14 protein-coding genes are annotated in these 14,614 nt (G+C 37.9%); 4 read left to right on the top strand and 10 right to left on the bottom strand.

Going from position 1 to position 14,614, the window contains the following annotated elements; genetic code table 11:
• Nucleotides 1-10 precede the first annotated feature (10 nt).
• The 4 genes from IPO27_09195 to IPO27_09180 all read right to left on the bottom strand — a co-directional run bounded on the left by IPO27_09195 (nt 11) and on the right by IPO27_09180 (nt 5,658).
• Nucleotides 11-2,338 (bottom strand): TonB-dependent receptor, encoded by a 2,328-nt coding sequence (locus IPO27_09195; protein MBK8846690.1) that lies wholly within the window; start codon nt 2,336-2,338, stop codon nt 11-13.
• A gap of 129 nt (nt 2,339-2,467) precedes the next feature.
• Nucleotides 2,468-2,785, bottom strand: a complete 318-nt coding sequence (locus tag IPO27_09190; protein ID MBK8846689.1) for a hypothetical protein — start codon at nt 2,783-2,785, stop codon at nt 2,468-2,470.
• Nucleotides 2,786-2,907: 122 nt separating this feature from the next.
• The gene (locus IPO27_09185) at nt 2,908-3,882 is read right to left on the bottom strand and encodes a GSCFA domain-containing protein (GenBank protein MBK8846688.1); all 975 of its coding nucleotides are present in this window, start codon (nt 3,880-3,882) and stop codon (nt 2,908-2,910) included.
• Nucleotides 3,883-3,888: 6 nt separating this feature from the next.
• The gene (locus tag IPO27_09180) at nt 3,889-5,658 is read right to left on the bottom strand and encodes a M61 family metallopeptidase (protein ID MBK8846687.1); all 1,770 of its coding nucleotides are present in this window, start codon (nt 5,656-5,658) and stop codon (nt 3,889-3,891) included.
• Nucleotides 5,659-5,760: 102 nt separating this feature from the next.
• Between IPO27_09180 and IPO27_09175 the strand changes: the two genes are divergently transcribed.
• Nucleotides 5,761-6,897, top strand: coding sequence for an FAD-binding oxidoreductase (locus IPO27_09175; GenBank protein MBK8846686.1), 1,137 nt, complete (start codon nt 5,761-5,763; stop codon nt 6,895-6,897).
• 13 nt (nt 6,898-6,910) lie between these two features.
• Here the strand turns inward: IPO27_09175 and IPO27_09170 are convergent, their stop codons facing one another.
• The gene (locus IPO27_09170; GenBank protein MBK8846685.1) at nt 6,911-7,219 is read right to left on the bottom strand and encodes a DUF3467 domain-containing protein; all 309 of its coding nucleotides are present in this window, start codon (nt 7,217-7,219) and stop codon (nt 6,911-6,913) included.
• 240 nt (nt 7,220-7,459) lie between these two features.
• Between IPO27_09170 and IPO27_09165 the strand changes: the two genes are divergently transcribed.
• Both IPO27_09165 and IPO27_09160 read left to right on the top strand, forming a co-directional pair.
• Nucleotides 7,460-8,260 carry an RsmB/NOP family class I SAM-dependent RNA methyltransferase gene (locus IPO27_09165; GenBank protein MBK8846684.1) on the top strand — a complete coding sequence of 267 codons (801 nt, stop codon included), beginning with the start codon at nt 7,460-7,462 and terminating at the stop codon, nt 8,258-8,260.
• Nucleotides 8,261-8,312: 52 nt separating this feature from the next.
• The gene (locus tag IPO27_09160) at nt 8,313-8,801 is read left to right on the top strand and encodes a hypothetical protein (protein ID MBK8846683.1); all 489 of its coding nucleotides are present in this window, start codon (nt 8,313-8,315) and stop codon (nt 8,799-8,801) included.
• Between the two features lie 27 nt (nt 8,802-8,828).
• Here the strand turns inward: IPO27_09160 and IPO27_09155 are convergent, their stop codons facing one another.
• Complete coding sequence (locus tag IPO27_09155) at nt 8,829-10,040, bottom strand: hypothetical protein (GenBank protein MBK8846682.1); 1,212 nt, start codon at nt 10,038-10,040, stop codon at nt 8,829-8,831.
• Nucleotides 10,041-10,097: 57 nt separating this feature from the next.
• Between IPO27_09155 and IPO27_09150 the strand changes: the two genes are divergently transcribed.
• Nucleotides 10,098-10,280: a hypothetical protein gene (locus IPO27_09150; GenBank protein ID MBK8846681.1), complete on the top strand. Its 183-nt coding sequence runs from the start codon at nt 10,098-10,100 to the stop codon at nt 10,278-10,280.
• A gap of 15 nt (nt 10,281-10,295) precedes the next feature.
• Here the strand turns inward: IPO27_09150 and IPO27_09145 are convergent, their stop codons facing one another.
• The 4 genes from IPO27_09145 to IPO27_09130 form a co-directional block, all read right to left on the bottom strand.
• Nucleotides 10,296-10,922 carry a hypothetical protein gene (locus IPO27_09145; GenBank protein ID MBK8846680.1) on the bottom strand — a complete coding sequence of 209 codons (627 nt, stop codon included), beginning with the start codon at nt 10,920-10,922 and terminating at the stop codon, nt 10,296-10,298.
• Nucleotides 10,923-11,024: 102 nt separating this feature from the next.
• Complete coding sequence (locus IPO27_09140; protein MBK8846679.1) at nt 11,025-11,456, bottom strand: hypothetical protein; 432 nt, start codon at nt 11,454-11,456, stop codon at nt 11,025-11,027.
• Between the two features lie 461 nt (nt 11,457-11,917).
• Nucleotides 11,918-12,604 carry an NAD-dependent deacylase gene (locus IPO27_09135; GenBank protein ID MBK8846678.1) on the bottom strand — a complete coding sequence of 229 codons (687 nt, stop codon included), beginning with the start codon at nt 12,602-12,604 and terminating at the stop codon, nt 11,918-11,920.
• A 47-nt stretch (nt 12,605-12,651) separates the two neighbouring features.
• Nucleotides 12,652-14,604, bottom strand: a complete 1,953-nt coding sequence (locus IPO27_09130) for a hypothetical protein (GenBank protein MBK8846677.1) — start codon at nt 14,602-14,604, stop codon at nt 12,652-12,654.
• Nucleotides 14,605-14,614: the final 10 nt, after the last annotated feature.

The raw sequence follows: 14,614 nt of genomic DNA, 5'->3' as shown, positions 1-14,614 counted from the left end.
ATTTTTTAAATTAAAGAAAGTTAAAAATTAATCGAATATAAATATTGCGGCCCGGAGCGTTTGCATAATATCTAAATCTATCCATGTAATCGCGATAGCTGTTGTTTGTAAGATTATTAATACCGGTAACCACGGTTACCGATTGTTGTTTATAAAGCAGCGTTGTTGATGCAACCAATTCAACCAATGCATAAGAAGGAGGTGGCGGTGTAAAGTCTTCGTTTGCCGACACACGCCATTGCTTATTTGTATGGCTTACAGTAACGGCCACATAAGCGCTTTTGCTTCGCTTACCATCCTTTAAATTTTGTCTTAATTCCAAGGCATGCCGGTCCGATGGGGTGTTTATTATCCATGTATTTGACTCAAGATTTTGCGCACGCACCAATGAAGCGGTGTAAACCAACTGTGTTGAAAATGCAGGTGTAAGTTTGCAAGTAAGGTCGCTACCATACAATAATGCATCTGCCTGCTTATATTGAAAAGAAGGAAAAGCTCCTTGTATGGTAATCACAGGTTTCGATTCAGGTTGACGGTACACATAATCTGTAATGTAATGCATATAAGGATTCAATTCCAGTTCTATGATTGCATTTTGATATCTCAGCTCTGGAGAAATATTATAGGTCGTTTCAGCCTGCAATTGCGAATCCCCTTTTTCGATGGCGGCTGCCCCGTGATGCAAGCCATAGCTATAGAGCTCATTTACCGAAGGAGGCCTCCATGCCATACCGCAAGCCAAATTAAACGACCAACCTTTTTGGTCTGAATAACTTAGACCTGCATTAATGGAGGTATTATTAAAAGTATGCTCAGGTGTAGTTAGCACATAATTTCCTGCACTTACATAATCGTACTTATAAATGGAAATTTTTCGAAAGTCATACCTTGCCCCTACTTCTGCCAACCAATTATTGTGTTTCCACTTTTCAATTATAAAAACCCCTGCATTAGTGGTTTTATAATTTGGTATAATCAACCTACCTTCTATCGTATTGCTTTGCAAAAATCCACTTACCCCAACCATTCCCGAAATCTCAGAAAAACGGTTGTGATGCCAAATCATATCTGCTGAATGGGTGGTAATTTCCAATTGCATCTCAGGCAAATCGTCATTGGTCTTGCTGCCATGCTTGTCATACTCAGCCCTTTTGTTATACTGCCTTGCATATTGCAACTCGAGTTTGCTTGCTGTACCGGTAAGTATATATGTCTTAGTCTTAAAAAGCTCATGCTGCACATCCTGGAATGGTTTACCAATATCGTAACTAAAATCACCTGTTACTTGCGGAGTATCGCTATTGAAGGCCTGCAAAAGGTCGGTTACATTACCAATGTGCGATGCCGATAGAATTCCAAGCTTGGTGTTAAACTGCGAATAGTACACTTCGGTTGATATTTTCCGCATGCGATAAGCTAAAGCATAAGAAAAATTAACTTCCTGCGTAGAAGAGTTTTTTAGATTATAATGTGGTGTGTGCATGTCGCCTGTTTTCTTTAGCGTTCCATTCACCTGCCATGCAAGCGGGAAACGCTTACCTAACTTACCTTTAAGATTAACGGCACTTGCCATTCCGCGGCCATTGCTCCATCCGCTTAGCAATACGTTGGCACTAACACCGGCACTATCGGCCATAGCGGGCGCACCGGCAATTATAACTCCTGCCATTGCATCGGGACCATACTGAACACTACTTGCTCCTTTTATCACTTGCAAATTACCCACATTCATAGCATCTATTTCAGGAGCATGCTCGGTGCCCCATTGCTGCCCCTCTTGCCTTACTCCATTATTTATAATCAATAACCTATTGCTATGCATACCATGCAACACCGGCTTTGAAATAGTAGCACCTGTTGTTAGCATGTTAATACCTGTTACACTCCTTAAAGTAGCTGCAAATACTTCTCCTTTGGTTTCATTTAATCGATACGCTGCAACTTGCTTTCGTGGCGTGGTAGTTTCATCATTCAACCTGGAAGCAGAAATGGTAATGCGTTCCAACTCTTCCACATGGTGCTCCGTTTGGAAGTTACTGATCATACTTTGGGTTAATGTCAATTTCTCATAAACCGTATCGCAACCGATATGCGTAACCCTGACGGTATATGTTCCACTGCATAAACCATTGACCTTATAAAAACCACTGCTATCGCTTACACCTCCAATTTTTAACTCCACAATGTATACTGCTGCATATTCGAGAGGCATACCGTCATGCTCATCGGTAACATAACCACTTAAGGTATGCGAACAAGGAGGCACCTTGCTTTGCGCATTGGCTATAGCATTCACTAGCATAATGCTCAATGTATTGACTGCAAGCAGTATTAACATTTTGCCAAAACTAAAAATCATCAAAATAAAATAAGAGAGTTACTAAACCCTGAGTAAAACACTAAATAACCAACATAACCTTTACCCTATTTAGGCAAAACTTATGGATAAGATGTCATTGTAAAAGCGCTAAACTAAAGGAGGACCTCGCTCAGGAAAAGTGTAATTTAGATGTTGTCTGAAACCTTCTGGTAATGCACATATGGTGTGACGGTTAAAAGCAAAAGGCGACTGTATGCTTATTTCTTCAAACTTGGCACTATCAATAACTTGAACTGCATAATCACATAGTGTACAAGAGTGCTCATGCTGATGAAAGTGATACTCGTTCTTGGCCAGGCAATGAAAATCATCATGATGCGACCACGCATGTGCATTGGAAAGCACTTGCATTAAAACAAAGATGCTTGTAAAACAACCGACTATGCTTTTTTGATAGGGTACCACAACACAAAAGTAGTAGTTTTTACCATGCAGCAATCATTTGGATTATTAAATATTGCATAAAAAAGCCGGAGGGTAATTTAGCTTTAGAGCCATGTATTGCTAATTCTAAAAGACGCTGCGCTTTATGTTGAAAAATATGCTTGCTCGTTATTGAAGTTTAGGTGGGGAAGTTTCTGTTGCAATTGCCTGCATAAATCAAGATGTATTTGAAGAAACTGCTTATGTTGCATACTTAATGGATTGCGTGGGCGATGATTCATTGCAGTTGTCAACTGCTTTATGCCTGGTATAATAGCCCTTGTTCTTTCGTCAAAATAATTTTGCAAGAAATAATCGGCCACGATTTGTGTAGCAAGATAATTAGGATGTACCATATCGATATCATAAAAGCGATAGTCGCGCAATACATCCACCACAATCTCGTAAGCCGGAAAATAGTGCAAATTTGTTAACTCATCGCATAGTTGATGCACGGCAGTAATCAGTTGCGCCTTACTCAGGTTGTTCTCAACCACTCCATCGCGAATGTGCCGCACCGGACTTACAGTAAATATTACGGTAATATCCGGGTTAACTTTTCGAACTGCAGTGATTGCATTTCGTAACATATCTGCCACCTCGGTAGCCCTTATCAATTTCTTAGTAAACCATGCAGAAGGAGCCCGGTGGCAATTTGCCACCGGCATATCATTATCTGCAAGCACATAATGAAATGCACTGCCAAGCGTAATCACAAGCTTGTTAGCACGCAATAAAAATAAATGAGCTCTTTGGGTAGCCTCATTTATCAAATTAATACATTCATCGCAGGTCATGCCATTAAAATCTGAATGATGTAGCCAACTGCTGCAGACTTCGTTCATGTAAAATGTATCTGATTCAGTATACGTTTTGCCTGATACAATATGTTCAAGATGGGTAGCAATACTTTTGGGATCAAATAAAATTCCGGTAGGGTTATGAATGGTATTGAACTTTAACTGCGACAACTGAACACCAATATTTCCTGTAAAGCATGAGCCTATTAAAAAAATAGAATCGCTAAATGTGATTAAAGAAGAGGGCCTCTTAATTTGTATGTCTAACTGCAACTTCATTCGTACCTAGTCTTCCTTTTGCAGCCACAAATCAAAGTACTTATCCCGCTTCTTTATTGGCTCCAGCGCTATTTGATACACCGCCTGAAACTTTTTTTCTAACTTGAGTTTTATAGTCTGCCCACGTCTGAATACATGCGTTTCGAATGTCAAATTTGTAGAAACTTTGACAAGGCTGTCAATTTTTTCCGGTCCACCTACCCCATCAAAATAAATAATGATATCCCCGGCAGTAATACCTTTGTTAAAGCCTTCCGAATTTCGCGTAACACCTGTAACTGCGAATCCTTGCCTTACCGCATTACCTTTAATGCCGAGTGTCCATGATAACGCTGAATCTATCGTTTGTTTATACAATATTCCAAATTGATCGAAATAAGATGCCGTTGGTACCGCACCTGTAGATGTTATCCATTTATCGAAAAAGGAACTCATATTTGTACCGGTAATGGTATTAGCTGCAGCAATAACATCAGAATAGGAAAAAGGCTTATCAAGTTGTTTGCTGTAAATGGTATACATGTAACGCATCAGGGTATCAAGATTTTTTAACCCTTGTGTGCGCGAAATAATTTCCAAATCTAATAAGAGACCTACCATACCACCTTTGGTGTAATAAGAAACGGTACTGTTTGGTGAGTTTTCGTTGGCGCGATAGTATTTAATCCATGCGTCAAAACCACTTTCATCAAGAGATTGCACATCATTGCCCGGAGTATGTATGAGATAACTTAATGATCCTGACACGGTTTTTAAATAATCATCTTGTTTTACAAGGCCGCACCGGTAAGTAATCAGGTCATCATAATAAGCTGTGAAGCCTTCGGCAAACCAAAGTAATTCGCAATAATTTTCGTTATCATAATCGAATGGACCTAAAGGCTCCGGCCTTAATCGCTTCACATTCCACAAATGAAAATACTCATGTGCAATTAAGTTTAAATGACCTCTATACAAATCATCCTTACTAAAAATCTCCGTACTTCCAGCAAGGGTGCAACTGTTTTTATGTTCCAAGCCACCACCTGCTCCGGGATAGTGGTGCGAAAAAAAAACATAGCGCTTACAGGGATTTTCTCCAAAAACATTCGTACATGCTTTAATAATCTTTCGCGTATCGCGAACTAATTTATCCTTGTCAGGATTCACGTTTCCATAAATTGCAAACTCATGAGGAATTCCTTGGGCCTCAAATTGAATAACCTGATGATTACCAACTTCTACCGGACTATCAACCAGTTCGTCATAATCCATTGCCACTACTTCAAACCTAGTATTAGCAATTTGCTCAAGCGCTGTGCTTAAATTTTTCCAGTCAGATAAAGGGACGATGGCTAAGGTGCAGGGTTGGTTAATGAATCCCTCTACAAAACAACATATAGTTCCGGGCATAATAAAGGCATGACCTTCATCGGTATGGGTTTGTCTTATGTTAAGTTCATTAGCATAGTATAAATAAGTAACGGTAACCGTATTAGCTCCGCGTGTATCTATTTTCCAACCGTTTTTTCTAACCTTGGTAACCTTGGTTGCTTTGCCTCCCACTTGTGCCGCAACCGATTCTATATTTTTAGAGTATTCGCGCACCATGTAGCTTCCCGGCATCCATACGGGAAGTTTTATTATCATGCTATCACCGGCCCACTCAGTAACATGCATGGTTACACTTATGTAATGCGTGGCTGCTTTAGCAAAGTCTAGTGAATACCGAATTTTTATTCCATAAGCCATATGAGCTAACAAGAATAGCATCGTGCTAACAATAATTCTTTTCATTACCTAATTTTAAGATTGGCGAAGTTAGCGTATAGTAATTTACTCTCAAGTATTTTCTATTAGAAAAAATAAAGTCACATTTGCTTTATTAATTAAGAAGGCATGTTCCACTTAAGTTATTGGGAAAGAGAAACGTATTTTGATCACATCGATATTGTAATTGCCGGCAGCGGTATAGTTGGGCTAAACAGCGCATTAAACTTAAAGCGAAAAAATCCGAAATTAAAGATTGTGATATTAGAAAGGGGCTTTTTGCCTTATGGCGCGAGTACTCGCAATGCTGGCTTTGCTTGCTTTGGCAGCCTAAGTGAATTGATTGAAGATGCCTCTAAATGGGGCGAACAAAGCATGCTGGAAATTGTATCGAAACGTTTTGAAGGCCTAAAACTATTACGCAAAAATCTTGGCGATAAAAGCATAGATTACCTTGCTTTGGGCGGCTTCGAACTGTTTACAAATGATGATCAAGCATCATTTGAACAATGTCAAGAACATTTACCTGACTATAATAAATTGTTAGCTGACATTACTGCAAATACAAATACTTATAGCAGGAATAATGAAAAAATTGCGCAATCAGGGTTTGCAGGAGTTGAACATATTATTAGAAATGAATGTGAGGGTCAGGTAGATACGGGAAAAATGATGCATGCATTGACAGATGCTGTAAAGCGTGAAGGGGTTGAAATAATTTGTGGATTAGAGGTTACGCAGTTTACTTCGCTTAATGATGGTGTTGAATTAACGACCTCTGCCGGATTCAGCATAACGGCAGGCAAACTATTAATTTGTACCAATGGATTTGCAAGACAATTACTTCCTGAAGTTGAAACAAATCCTGCCCGTGCACAAGTATTGATTACCAAGCCTATCGACAATCTTAAAATTGAAGGAACATTCCATTATCAGCAAGGGTATTATTATTTCCGCAATGTGGGCAACCGTTTATTGTTTGGCGGAGGGCGCAATTTGAACTTCGAAGGTGAACATACATTTGAATTTAATGTTACCCAACAAATTCAAACTAAACTTGAGGAATTGTTAAACACGGTAATATTACCAAACACTACTTACGAAGTTGATATGCGCTGGAGCGGGATTATGGGATTGGGTTCGACCAAGCAAAGTATAGTGAAACTGTTACAACCCAATGTTTACTGTGCGGTGCGCATGGGAGGCATGGGCGTGGCTATAGGCAGTATAATTGGCCTTGAAGCTGCTCAGATGATCTTAGATTAATAAGCAGCAATGATTATGCTTGTGCCGTAGGTCCGCCAAAATTCATTGGTATACCAAATCCTTCGGTTTCCTTTATGGGACCATGCATTTTTTCATACTTCGAAATATTATCTGCAAGCGCATTTATGAGTCGCTTAGCGTGCTGTGGTGTAAGCAATATGCGCGATTTTACCTTTGCCTTTGGAACACCGGGCATTACCTTTACAAAATCTAAAACAAACTCACTGTTACTATGGGTTATTATGGCAAGGTTTGAGTAGATACCTTCGGTTATTTCTTCTGTTAGTTCAATATTTAATTGATTGTTATTTTGCTCCTGCATTTTTAATAAAATTATTTTGTGACAAAGTTATATTTTTATTTGTTATAAAGAGAAGGTATAAGATTTATCTAATTGTTTTCTGATAGCGAATTTTCCAATTATCTTCGTTAGGTTTTTATGCCATCGCACACTGCAATAAATCTGCAGAACGTTTCCTAATAATAAAAAAATAGCTCGAAATAAATTCAAATTATAAATCATAAACAGACTAAAAATCTGAGCAGGCAGCAAACTATTAGAATGTCAACAGAAAGCAACTACATCAAGTTTATTACAACTAATCTTAAAATCGCTGATAGCATTGCTCAACGTTTTCTTGATGGAGCGGTACCCGTTTCGGTTAGAGTGAATGCAAACAAACATGCCGTACCACCTTCTGAGGATTGTGTAGCATGGTGTAAGTATGGATATTATTTGCCACAACGACCTAAGTTTACACTTGACCCCCATTTTCATCAGGGGCGTTATTATGTACAAGAGGCATCATCTATGTTCATAGGCTATGTTGTTAATGCTCTTAAGCTAAATGAAAAACCAATAACTGTGCTTGATGCATGCGCAGCACCGGGGGGCAAATCGACTCTTCTTTTAGATTACCTGCATGCAGAAAGTATACTAATTAGCAACGAAGTAATAGCAAGCCGTACCGGAAGTTTACAATACAACATGGCCAAATGGGGAAATATGAACAGTATAGTTACTCAATCATCCATCGAAAGTTTTGCTGAAGCAGGAGAATTATTTGAGCTGATTTTACTGGATGCACCGTGCAGTGGCGAAGGCATGTTTAGAAAAGATAAAGAAGCTTTGCATTATTGGAGTGAAGAAAGTGTAAAGCTAAATGCTGCTAGGCAAAAAAAACTACTTACCGATGCATGGCAATTGCTCAAGCCCGGTGGTTATATTATTTATTCTACTTGTACTTACAATACATATGAAAACGAAGAAAATATACTTTGGGCAATTGAAAATTTAAAGGCAGAAAACATTGCTGTAAAATCAGAGGCCGAAGGAATATTTCCTTCAGCAAAAAAATATTAACGCTAACCGCTTTTTTGCAGGCCAAAGCAAAGGCGAAGGGTTTACGGTTGCCATGTTAAGAAAAAATGATTCAACTAATAATCGTAAAAGTGCCAGACGCAACAAAACCAGCAGGTATGTTCAGGTTAGTAATAAGGAACCATTTCTACTAAATCATACTTCGTATGATTACAGAATGATTGGCAATAACATGCATGCCTTGCCTGTACAAGCGGCTGATATGCTAAGTAAACTCGAAAATCATATCCGCATAGTTGATTGCGGTTGCAAAATTGGCGATACCCAAATGCGTAAATTCTTACCAGAATTATCCTTGGCATTATGTACCAGATTTAATCAGGATGCATTTCGTTCTGTTGCCCTTTCATACGATGATGCATTGGTTTATCTGCGCGGAGGTACAACGTTGCCTTCTATAGATGTAAACGAAACGTTCGTTTACTATTTTGATGAGCTCCCATTGGGTTTTGCCAAAAAGATTGGAAATCGAATCAATAATTACTATCCCGGCTATGCAATAATTCGAATGCAGTCAACTTAACTAACGCATTAAAACTCGACTTTTAGTTTAGTTCCTTAAATACTGATTACTCTGTTGAGGCTTGATGTTGCTTGCTGTATTTTCTACATCAACCAGAATGTTGCGGTGCAACCAATTTGTTGCATGGGTATCTATAGTTTCAAATAAAAATATATCGCTTTTATCTTTGAAAATCTTATTGACTATGGTTGTGTATTTATTAGGATTAATGGTATTGTCTACTTTAAATTCCTTTTTTAAATACACCATTAAATGCTCGGTATTCAGGGGATTTACAGTAATGTTCTCATTATACTCACTAATGGCCTCGGTTATTGCGGCTTCGAGCAACTTATTAGCCAGGTCATTAAATAGCTGTGCATTATTATAAATATCGAGTGCATAAAATTTTCCATTAATAAAAAATGCAACTCCGTTTACACCATCTTGTTTAAGTGCATGTTGCAGATACTTTTTATAATCACTTAGGAGTGAGTCAACCACACTGTTTTCTAACGTAAGTTGCAAACTCGATCTGGAAGCCTCGTCACTCGCGATATACCCTTTAGCACCTGTTATCTTCGAAATATTATCTGTCAATTTATTCTGTTGTACTGAAACTTTCTCCCATACTTGCGATTGGTTGCGCTGTCGCTTGGCGGCAATTTTAAGCTCGTTGCTCGATAACGATTTCTCGGATGCGTTAAAATGAGTTGTTACCTCTCCTGCCCGGTTACTCCACCTTCCATGCTCAACACAAAAACTTGCTAGCTTAACCCGCTGCTGATTTGGTCCTATTATTAAATCTGTGGCCAGTGTGCGGTCTTGCTTACCACCTTTTACTATATCCCCTGCATTTACAAATAGAAATGAATTTGACTTATTGGTTATAGAAAGATTGTTGACATCCTCTGTTTCGTGCACAATGGCCATCCCCTTTTTTATAGCCTCTTGCAACGTGATATACTTTTTAGCATCAAGTTCAGTATTACTTATTAATGCAAACATCGAAAGATTCTTATACCGGGTTATACTTTTTACTGAAATCGAAAAGTTTGAGCTAGCAGTTGCGGCCTTGGGCATCTCTTTTATTTCTTCTTCGGCTGAAATTATATCTGGCAATTGATTTGCAAAACGCGCAGCCATTAATGGCTTGTTACTGTTAAAATCTCCTTTTACAAGCAACAAACGAAAGGCATAGCCTCCTGTAAAAAATACTACAGCTAATAATACGATAATGATGAGTGTACTTCTTTTCATTTTGATTTTTGTTTAAGTGATTATTAAAAAATACGTGAGGGTGCCCACTTTAATTGCATGTATAACATTTTAGTTAAGTTAAATCCCTGGGCAATACAAACTTTTGATGCACGCGCAATAGGTATTTCACAAAATGAATTGTTAAATAAATCTTATGACTATAAATTAATAAAAAAAGTAGAGGCTGATGGATTACAACAAATTGCTAAACCGGAAATAATGCTGGTTGCGAATTCATGAAAAACCAAATTGAATTTACAATGTAACAAGAAAAAGTGTAAACATTGTAAGCCACAAAAAAGTTGTAAAATGCCAGTACACTGAAAGAATCTCGATGCGTGTTTTATTTGACTTATTGCTAAAGTAGAGCAACGTTTTTACTATGTCGCCAGAAATAGAAAAAATAGAAAGATTGAAATAGACTAACGAACCAATTCCAATAATGAGGTGTAACATATATAAGCCAGAAACGATGTATAGATATTTCATGGCCTCGGCATTGGCAATTATTAACCCGGAGTTAAACATTAATTTCCATCCGTAAAACTGACAAATGCAAAATGCGGCAGTTAATACTAGCGTAATAGAAAGAAGCAATTGCAGATTCTTTATTCTATCCTCGCTATAGGCTCTTGCGCAATGCGAAATGCAAAAATTACTGAACAAAACCAGAATGGTACCAATGGTAAATGCTTTTGGTAAACTATAGGATGATAATGTTGCAAAATCAGTATTCATGACATAGACACATAGCAGTGAAAGGAAAACCAATGTGCTTCCTACCATTGCAAAAAATAAAAAAGTCTTGAATGGATGTAATTGTTCAATACGAGAAAAGGTACTCGTTGAATAAATTTTATTACCTGTTTTTTTGTCGCTCATGACTTCTAAAGTATCTTATGTAAGGTTAAAAAATGCGACTTTTTGGTCGCTTTACTACACAACAACTAACGTTTGTTTGGTTTCAAATATCGCTCAAAGTTACTATTTGTGCAAGGGAAGTAACCTTTTTACGTAAAAAAGAATACTATTTCTATGGTTTTGGGGGAATACTCCTGCATTAGACTCCCTAACATCCGATATTGTATAGAATGCTCCAGGGGCGTAAACCCCTAATAAATAACGAATCCTGAGACTTTCGGTACGCAATACAATCAGTGAAATATGTAATACTTTGCCACGTGTACCTTCTCCATTTAATACCGTTGCAGAGAAACCCTCTTCCTTCAAACTTTGTAGCAATTCTGCCACATCCATATGAGTAATGATCTGAAACAACTGATATCCGAGGCCTAACTTCTCGTCAATCTTAATACCAAGAAAAATGCCTGTTGCAAACCCTAAGCCCCATGCCAGGTAACCAATCCAATTATTTACATATCCTAATACACCGCTTACAGCAAATAGCCAAAGCATTGCTTCTGCAAAAAACCTATAAAAGGGACTATCTTTTTCTGATTTTTATTTATAAGAATATTGCGCAGGGTACCCAATGATACGTCAGAGGCACGCGACAGAAAAATCATAAGTGGCAGAATAACCCATTCGTATAATTCTGGTTGGTTTTGGAAATAGTCTCTAAACATAATTTTTTAATCCAAGATCAGCATCTTCATTGCAAATGAAAACAATTATTTAAAAACATTGGTTGATGGTTCAATTTTTACGGCATCTTTAACATGACAGATAATGCGCTTAATAATTGGGCTGCCACATGATAGATTTAATCTTTGATATCTGTGCAATGAGCCTTTGCAAAGCAAAGACAATGGATATAGGCTCAAACTAAACTTAAATGAAAACGAAAAAAAAGCAACACCATTCAGCAATTTTTAAGAGCTAAGAGAAATTAATGAAAGTTATTGCCAAGTTATGGGTTAACGTGCAATTAAATGCTCAACTAATTTGGGAACTTCGGATGCAGCAGTACCCTTTATTACATGCAGGTTTTGAATATGGCCTAACTTTCGGGCATTGGGATCAATAAAATATTTAACACAATTCTCAGGGGCAAACTCAATAAGACTGGCTGCAGGATAAACTTCGAGAGAACTACCAATTACAATAAAAATATCTGCATCTTGAGCTTGCATAATGGCATGTTCCATCAACGGAACTGCTTCACCAAACCACACAATGTGTGGTCGCAATTGCGAACCCATAGCGCAGGTATCTCCCATACCCAGTTCCCATCCTGGTATATCGTAAACCAAGCTTGGGTTAACTGTACTGCGCGATTTGCGCAATTCACCATGAAGGTGTAGCACATTTTTACTTCCGGCACGCTCATGCAAGTCGTCAACATTTTGAGTAATAACCTTGGTACTAAAATAATTGGTAAGATTTGCAATTGAATAATGTGCCTGATTGGGCTCCACCTCTAGTAACTGCTTACGTCTGTCATTATAAAAAGATTGCACCAACTCCGGATTGCGCTGCCATGCCTCAGGTGTAGCAACATCTTCTATTCTGTGTTCTTCCCAAAGTCCATTACTATCGCGAAACGTTTTTATTCCGCTTTCGGCACTAACACCAGCTCCTGTAAAAACTACTACTTTTTTCATTGCAATTAATAATGGGAATTAATTAATACCTGTAACAATAAGCTTGTTTATTTTTTTTGTAGAACCAACGTTATCTTATTAAAATCGGCAGCTGCATTTATCACTTTTACAAATTGCTCATACTCGCTTTTTGGCAAAACAAGGTCGTTGTAATACTCTCGCACCGTAACGGTCAACTTGTCTCCTTCCAATACATAATCGCTCTCAAAACCTGTACCCTTTGCTTTATCCTTTGGCATCACCACGTTCATTTTTAACTTTTCAAGGCCGGTTGCGGTGTATCCTTCAGGTATGGCTACCTCTATTTTTCGCAAGTAAAAGCGGTTGTATTCATTCTCAATATCCGTAACTCGCGGACGCTCGTTATACATTTCGGTTTGTGCTCCTATAGTTTCGCCTAGCTTAAATAAATACTTATCTCCGGCAGCTTCTAACAAATTCGGATTGATAAAAATGCATTTCATCGTAAATGGTTTCTGCACATCATCTGTGGTCATGTCATAGTTGAGTACCTGCAATTTTTCTATTTTAGAATTGTCATTCTTTTCTTTAATTACTTGCTCTATTAATTCACTGCGCTTATCCTGCGCTGTTATAAAATAAAACGGTCTTATTCCCGCTGCATTATAACCTGTAATTTCCCTTGTGTAATCAATCTCTGCTGCCTCCATATCCTTTGAAAATGAAATTTTTAAATCAAGATTATCATTGCTTTTATCGGCAGCAGGTGGTTCAATAGTACGCACAGAATGAACGGCCTTCTTCACTTCGCCAATGCCAAAACTAGCAATAAACAAAGCTTGTTGATTTATATAATGTTGCTGTATCATTGGGTATCGGAGGGTAATGTTATTGGTACTCAAATATCCCTTGGAACCCGGAAAATAAAAAATTACTTCATCGAGGTAATTCCATGCTTCAAACTCTTTATCAAATTTTTTTTCGAACCGATTACATGTAAGTCCCATTTCATAGGGAATATCAAGATATTCAAACAACGCCACGTATAGTTGGTTAATTTCGGTTTGAGTGCCGTATTTATTTTTCACCACATCGTCAAGTGATTTGCTATTGGTATTATCAATTATCTGGTATGCCGATTTTATGTGATTCTCAATTGCCAAAACCATTTTCTCTTCATTCTCATTTTTAGTTTCAAGGTTAGCAATAATTTTCTTTAACGATTTTTCGCTAAGCGTTTTTTCAGGATGTAGTTGCTCAAAAAAGTAGGTAGCCGCCTTTTTAAAATCGAACATACTTAAACCTTCGCGTGCACTGTTGCGTTGCATACTATATTCTACTCGCATGGCTGCTGCTTCGTCTGGCGAAAATTGTTCTTCGTAGGTTGGGGTAATATTTTCAGCTGCAGCCATTATATAATTTTTTTCATTGCCAGTGCTATCTATACAAGCTCCGTATCCGTTGTAAGATTTTGCTTTAAAAAATAAATTTTTGGGAGAAATAATCTCAAGCTCTGATTTTTGCACATAGCTTCTGGTCTGCAATTTTTCGGTACCCCAGTAACTAACCCCGTTTTGCAAAATATAATAATACTCAAGCAAGCTATTTTTCTCTAATCCTTCGATGGCAAGTATAAAAAATGTTCTGCCATCTTCAGTGGTTTCTTTCATTTCAGCTTCGCCTAGTGTAATTACTTTTCCTGAAGGAGAAGTGCTTCGTACTCGCAATTTTTTTATCTGCTCGATGCTGTAAGCCTGAACATATATTTTGTTATACATCTCAATGGCACGGTCTTCCAACAGGGCAATGGCCTTATATCTGAATGTATAGGATTCCAAATCGCCTTTATCACTGTAAACATATTCTACAACTCGCTTATCTTTTAAAAGCACTGCCGGTTCCTTTTTAGCTTCTGCGTTTAGCTCTGGCACTGGTGCCTTTTTGTCAAAATGAAACTGAGCGTAATCTATGTCTTGAGCAAGGATTGTAAAACAACTAACTATTGACAAAGAGAGCACGAATGCGAAATACTTAATCATATTGCTTGTA

The sequence above is a fragment of the Bacteroidota bacterium genome (assembly GCA_016714535.1).
Taxonomy (GTDB): Bacteria; Bacteroidota; Bacteroidia; order AKYH767-A; family OLB10; genus JADKFV01.
Note: the sequence above shows the minus strand (reverse complement) of the source record. Positions and strands in the feature narration are given on the sequence as shown.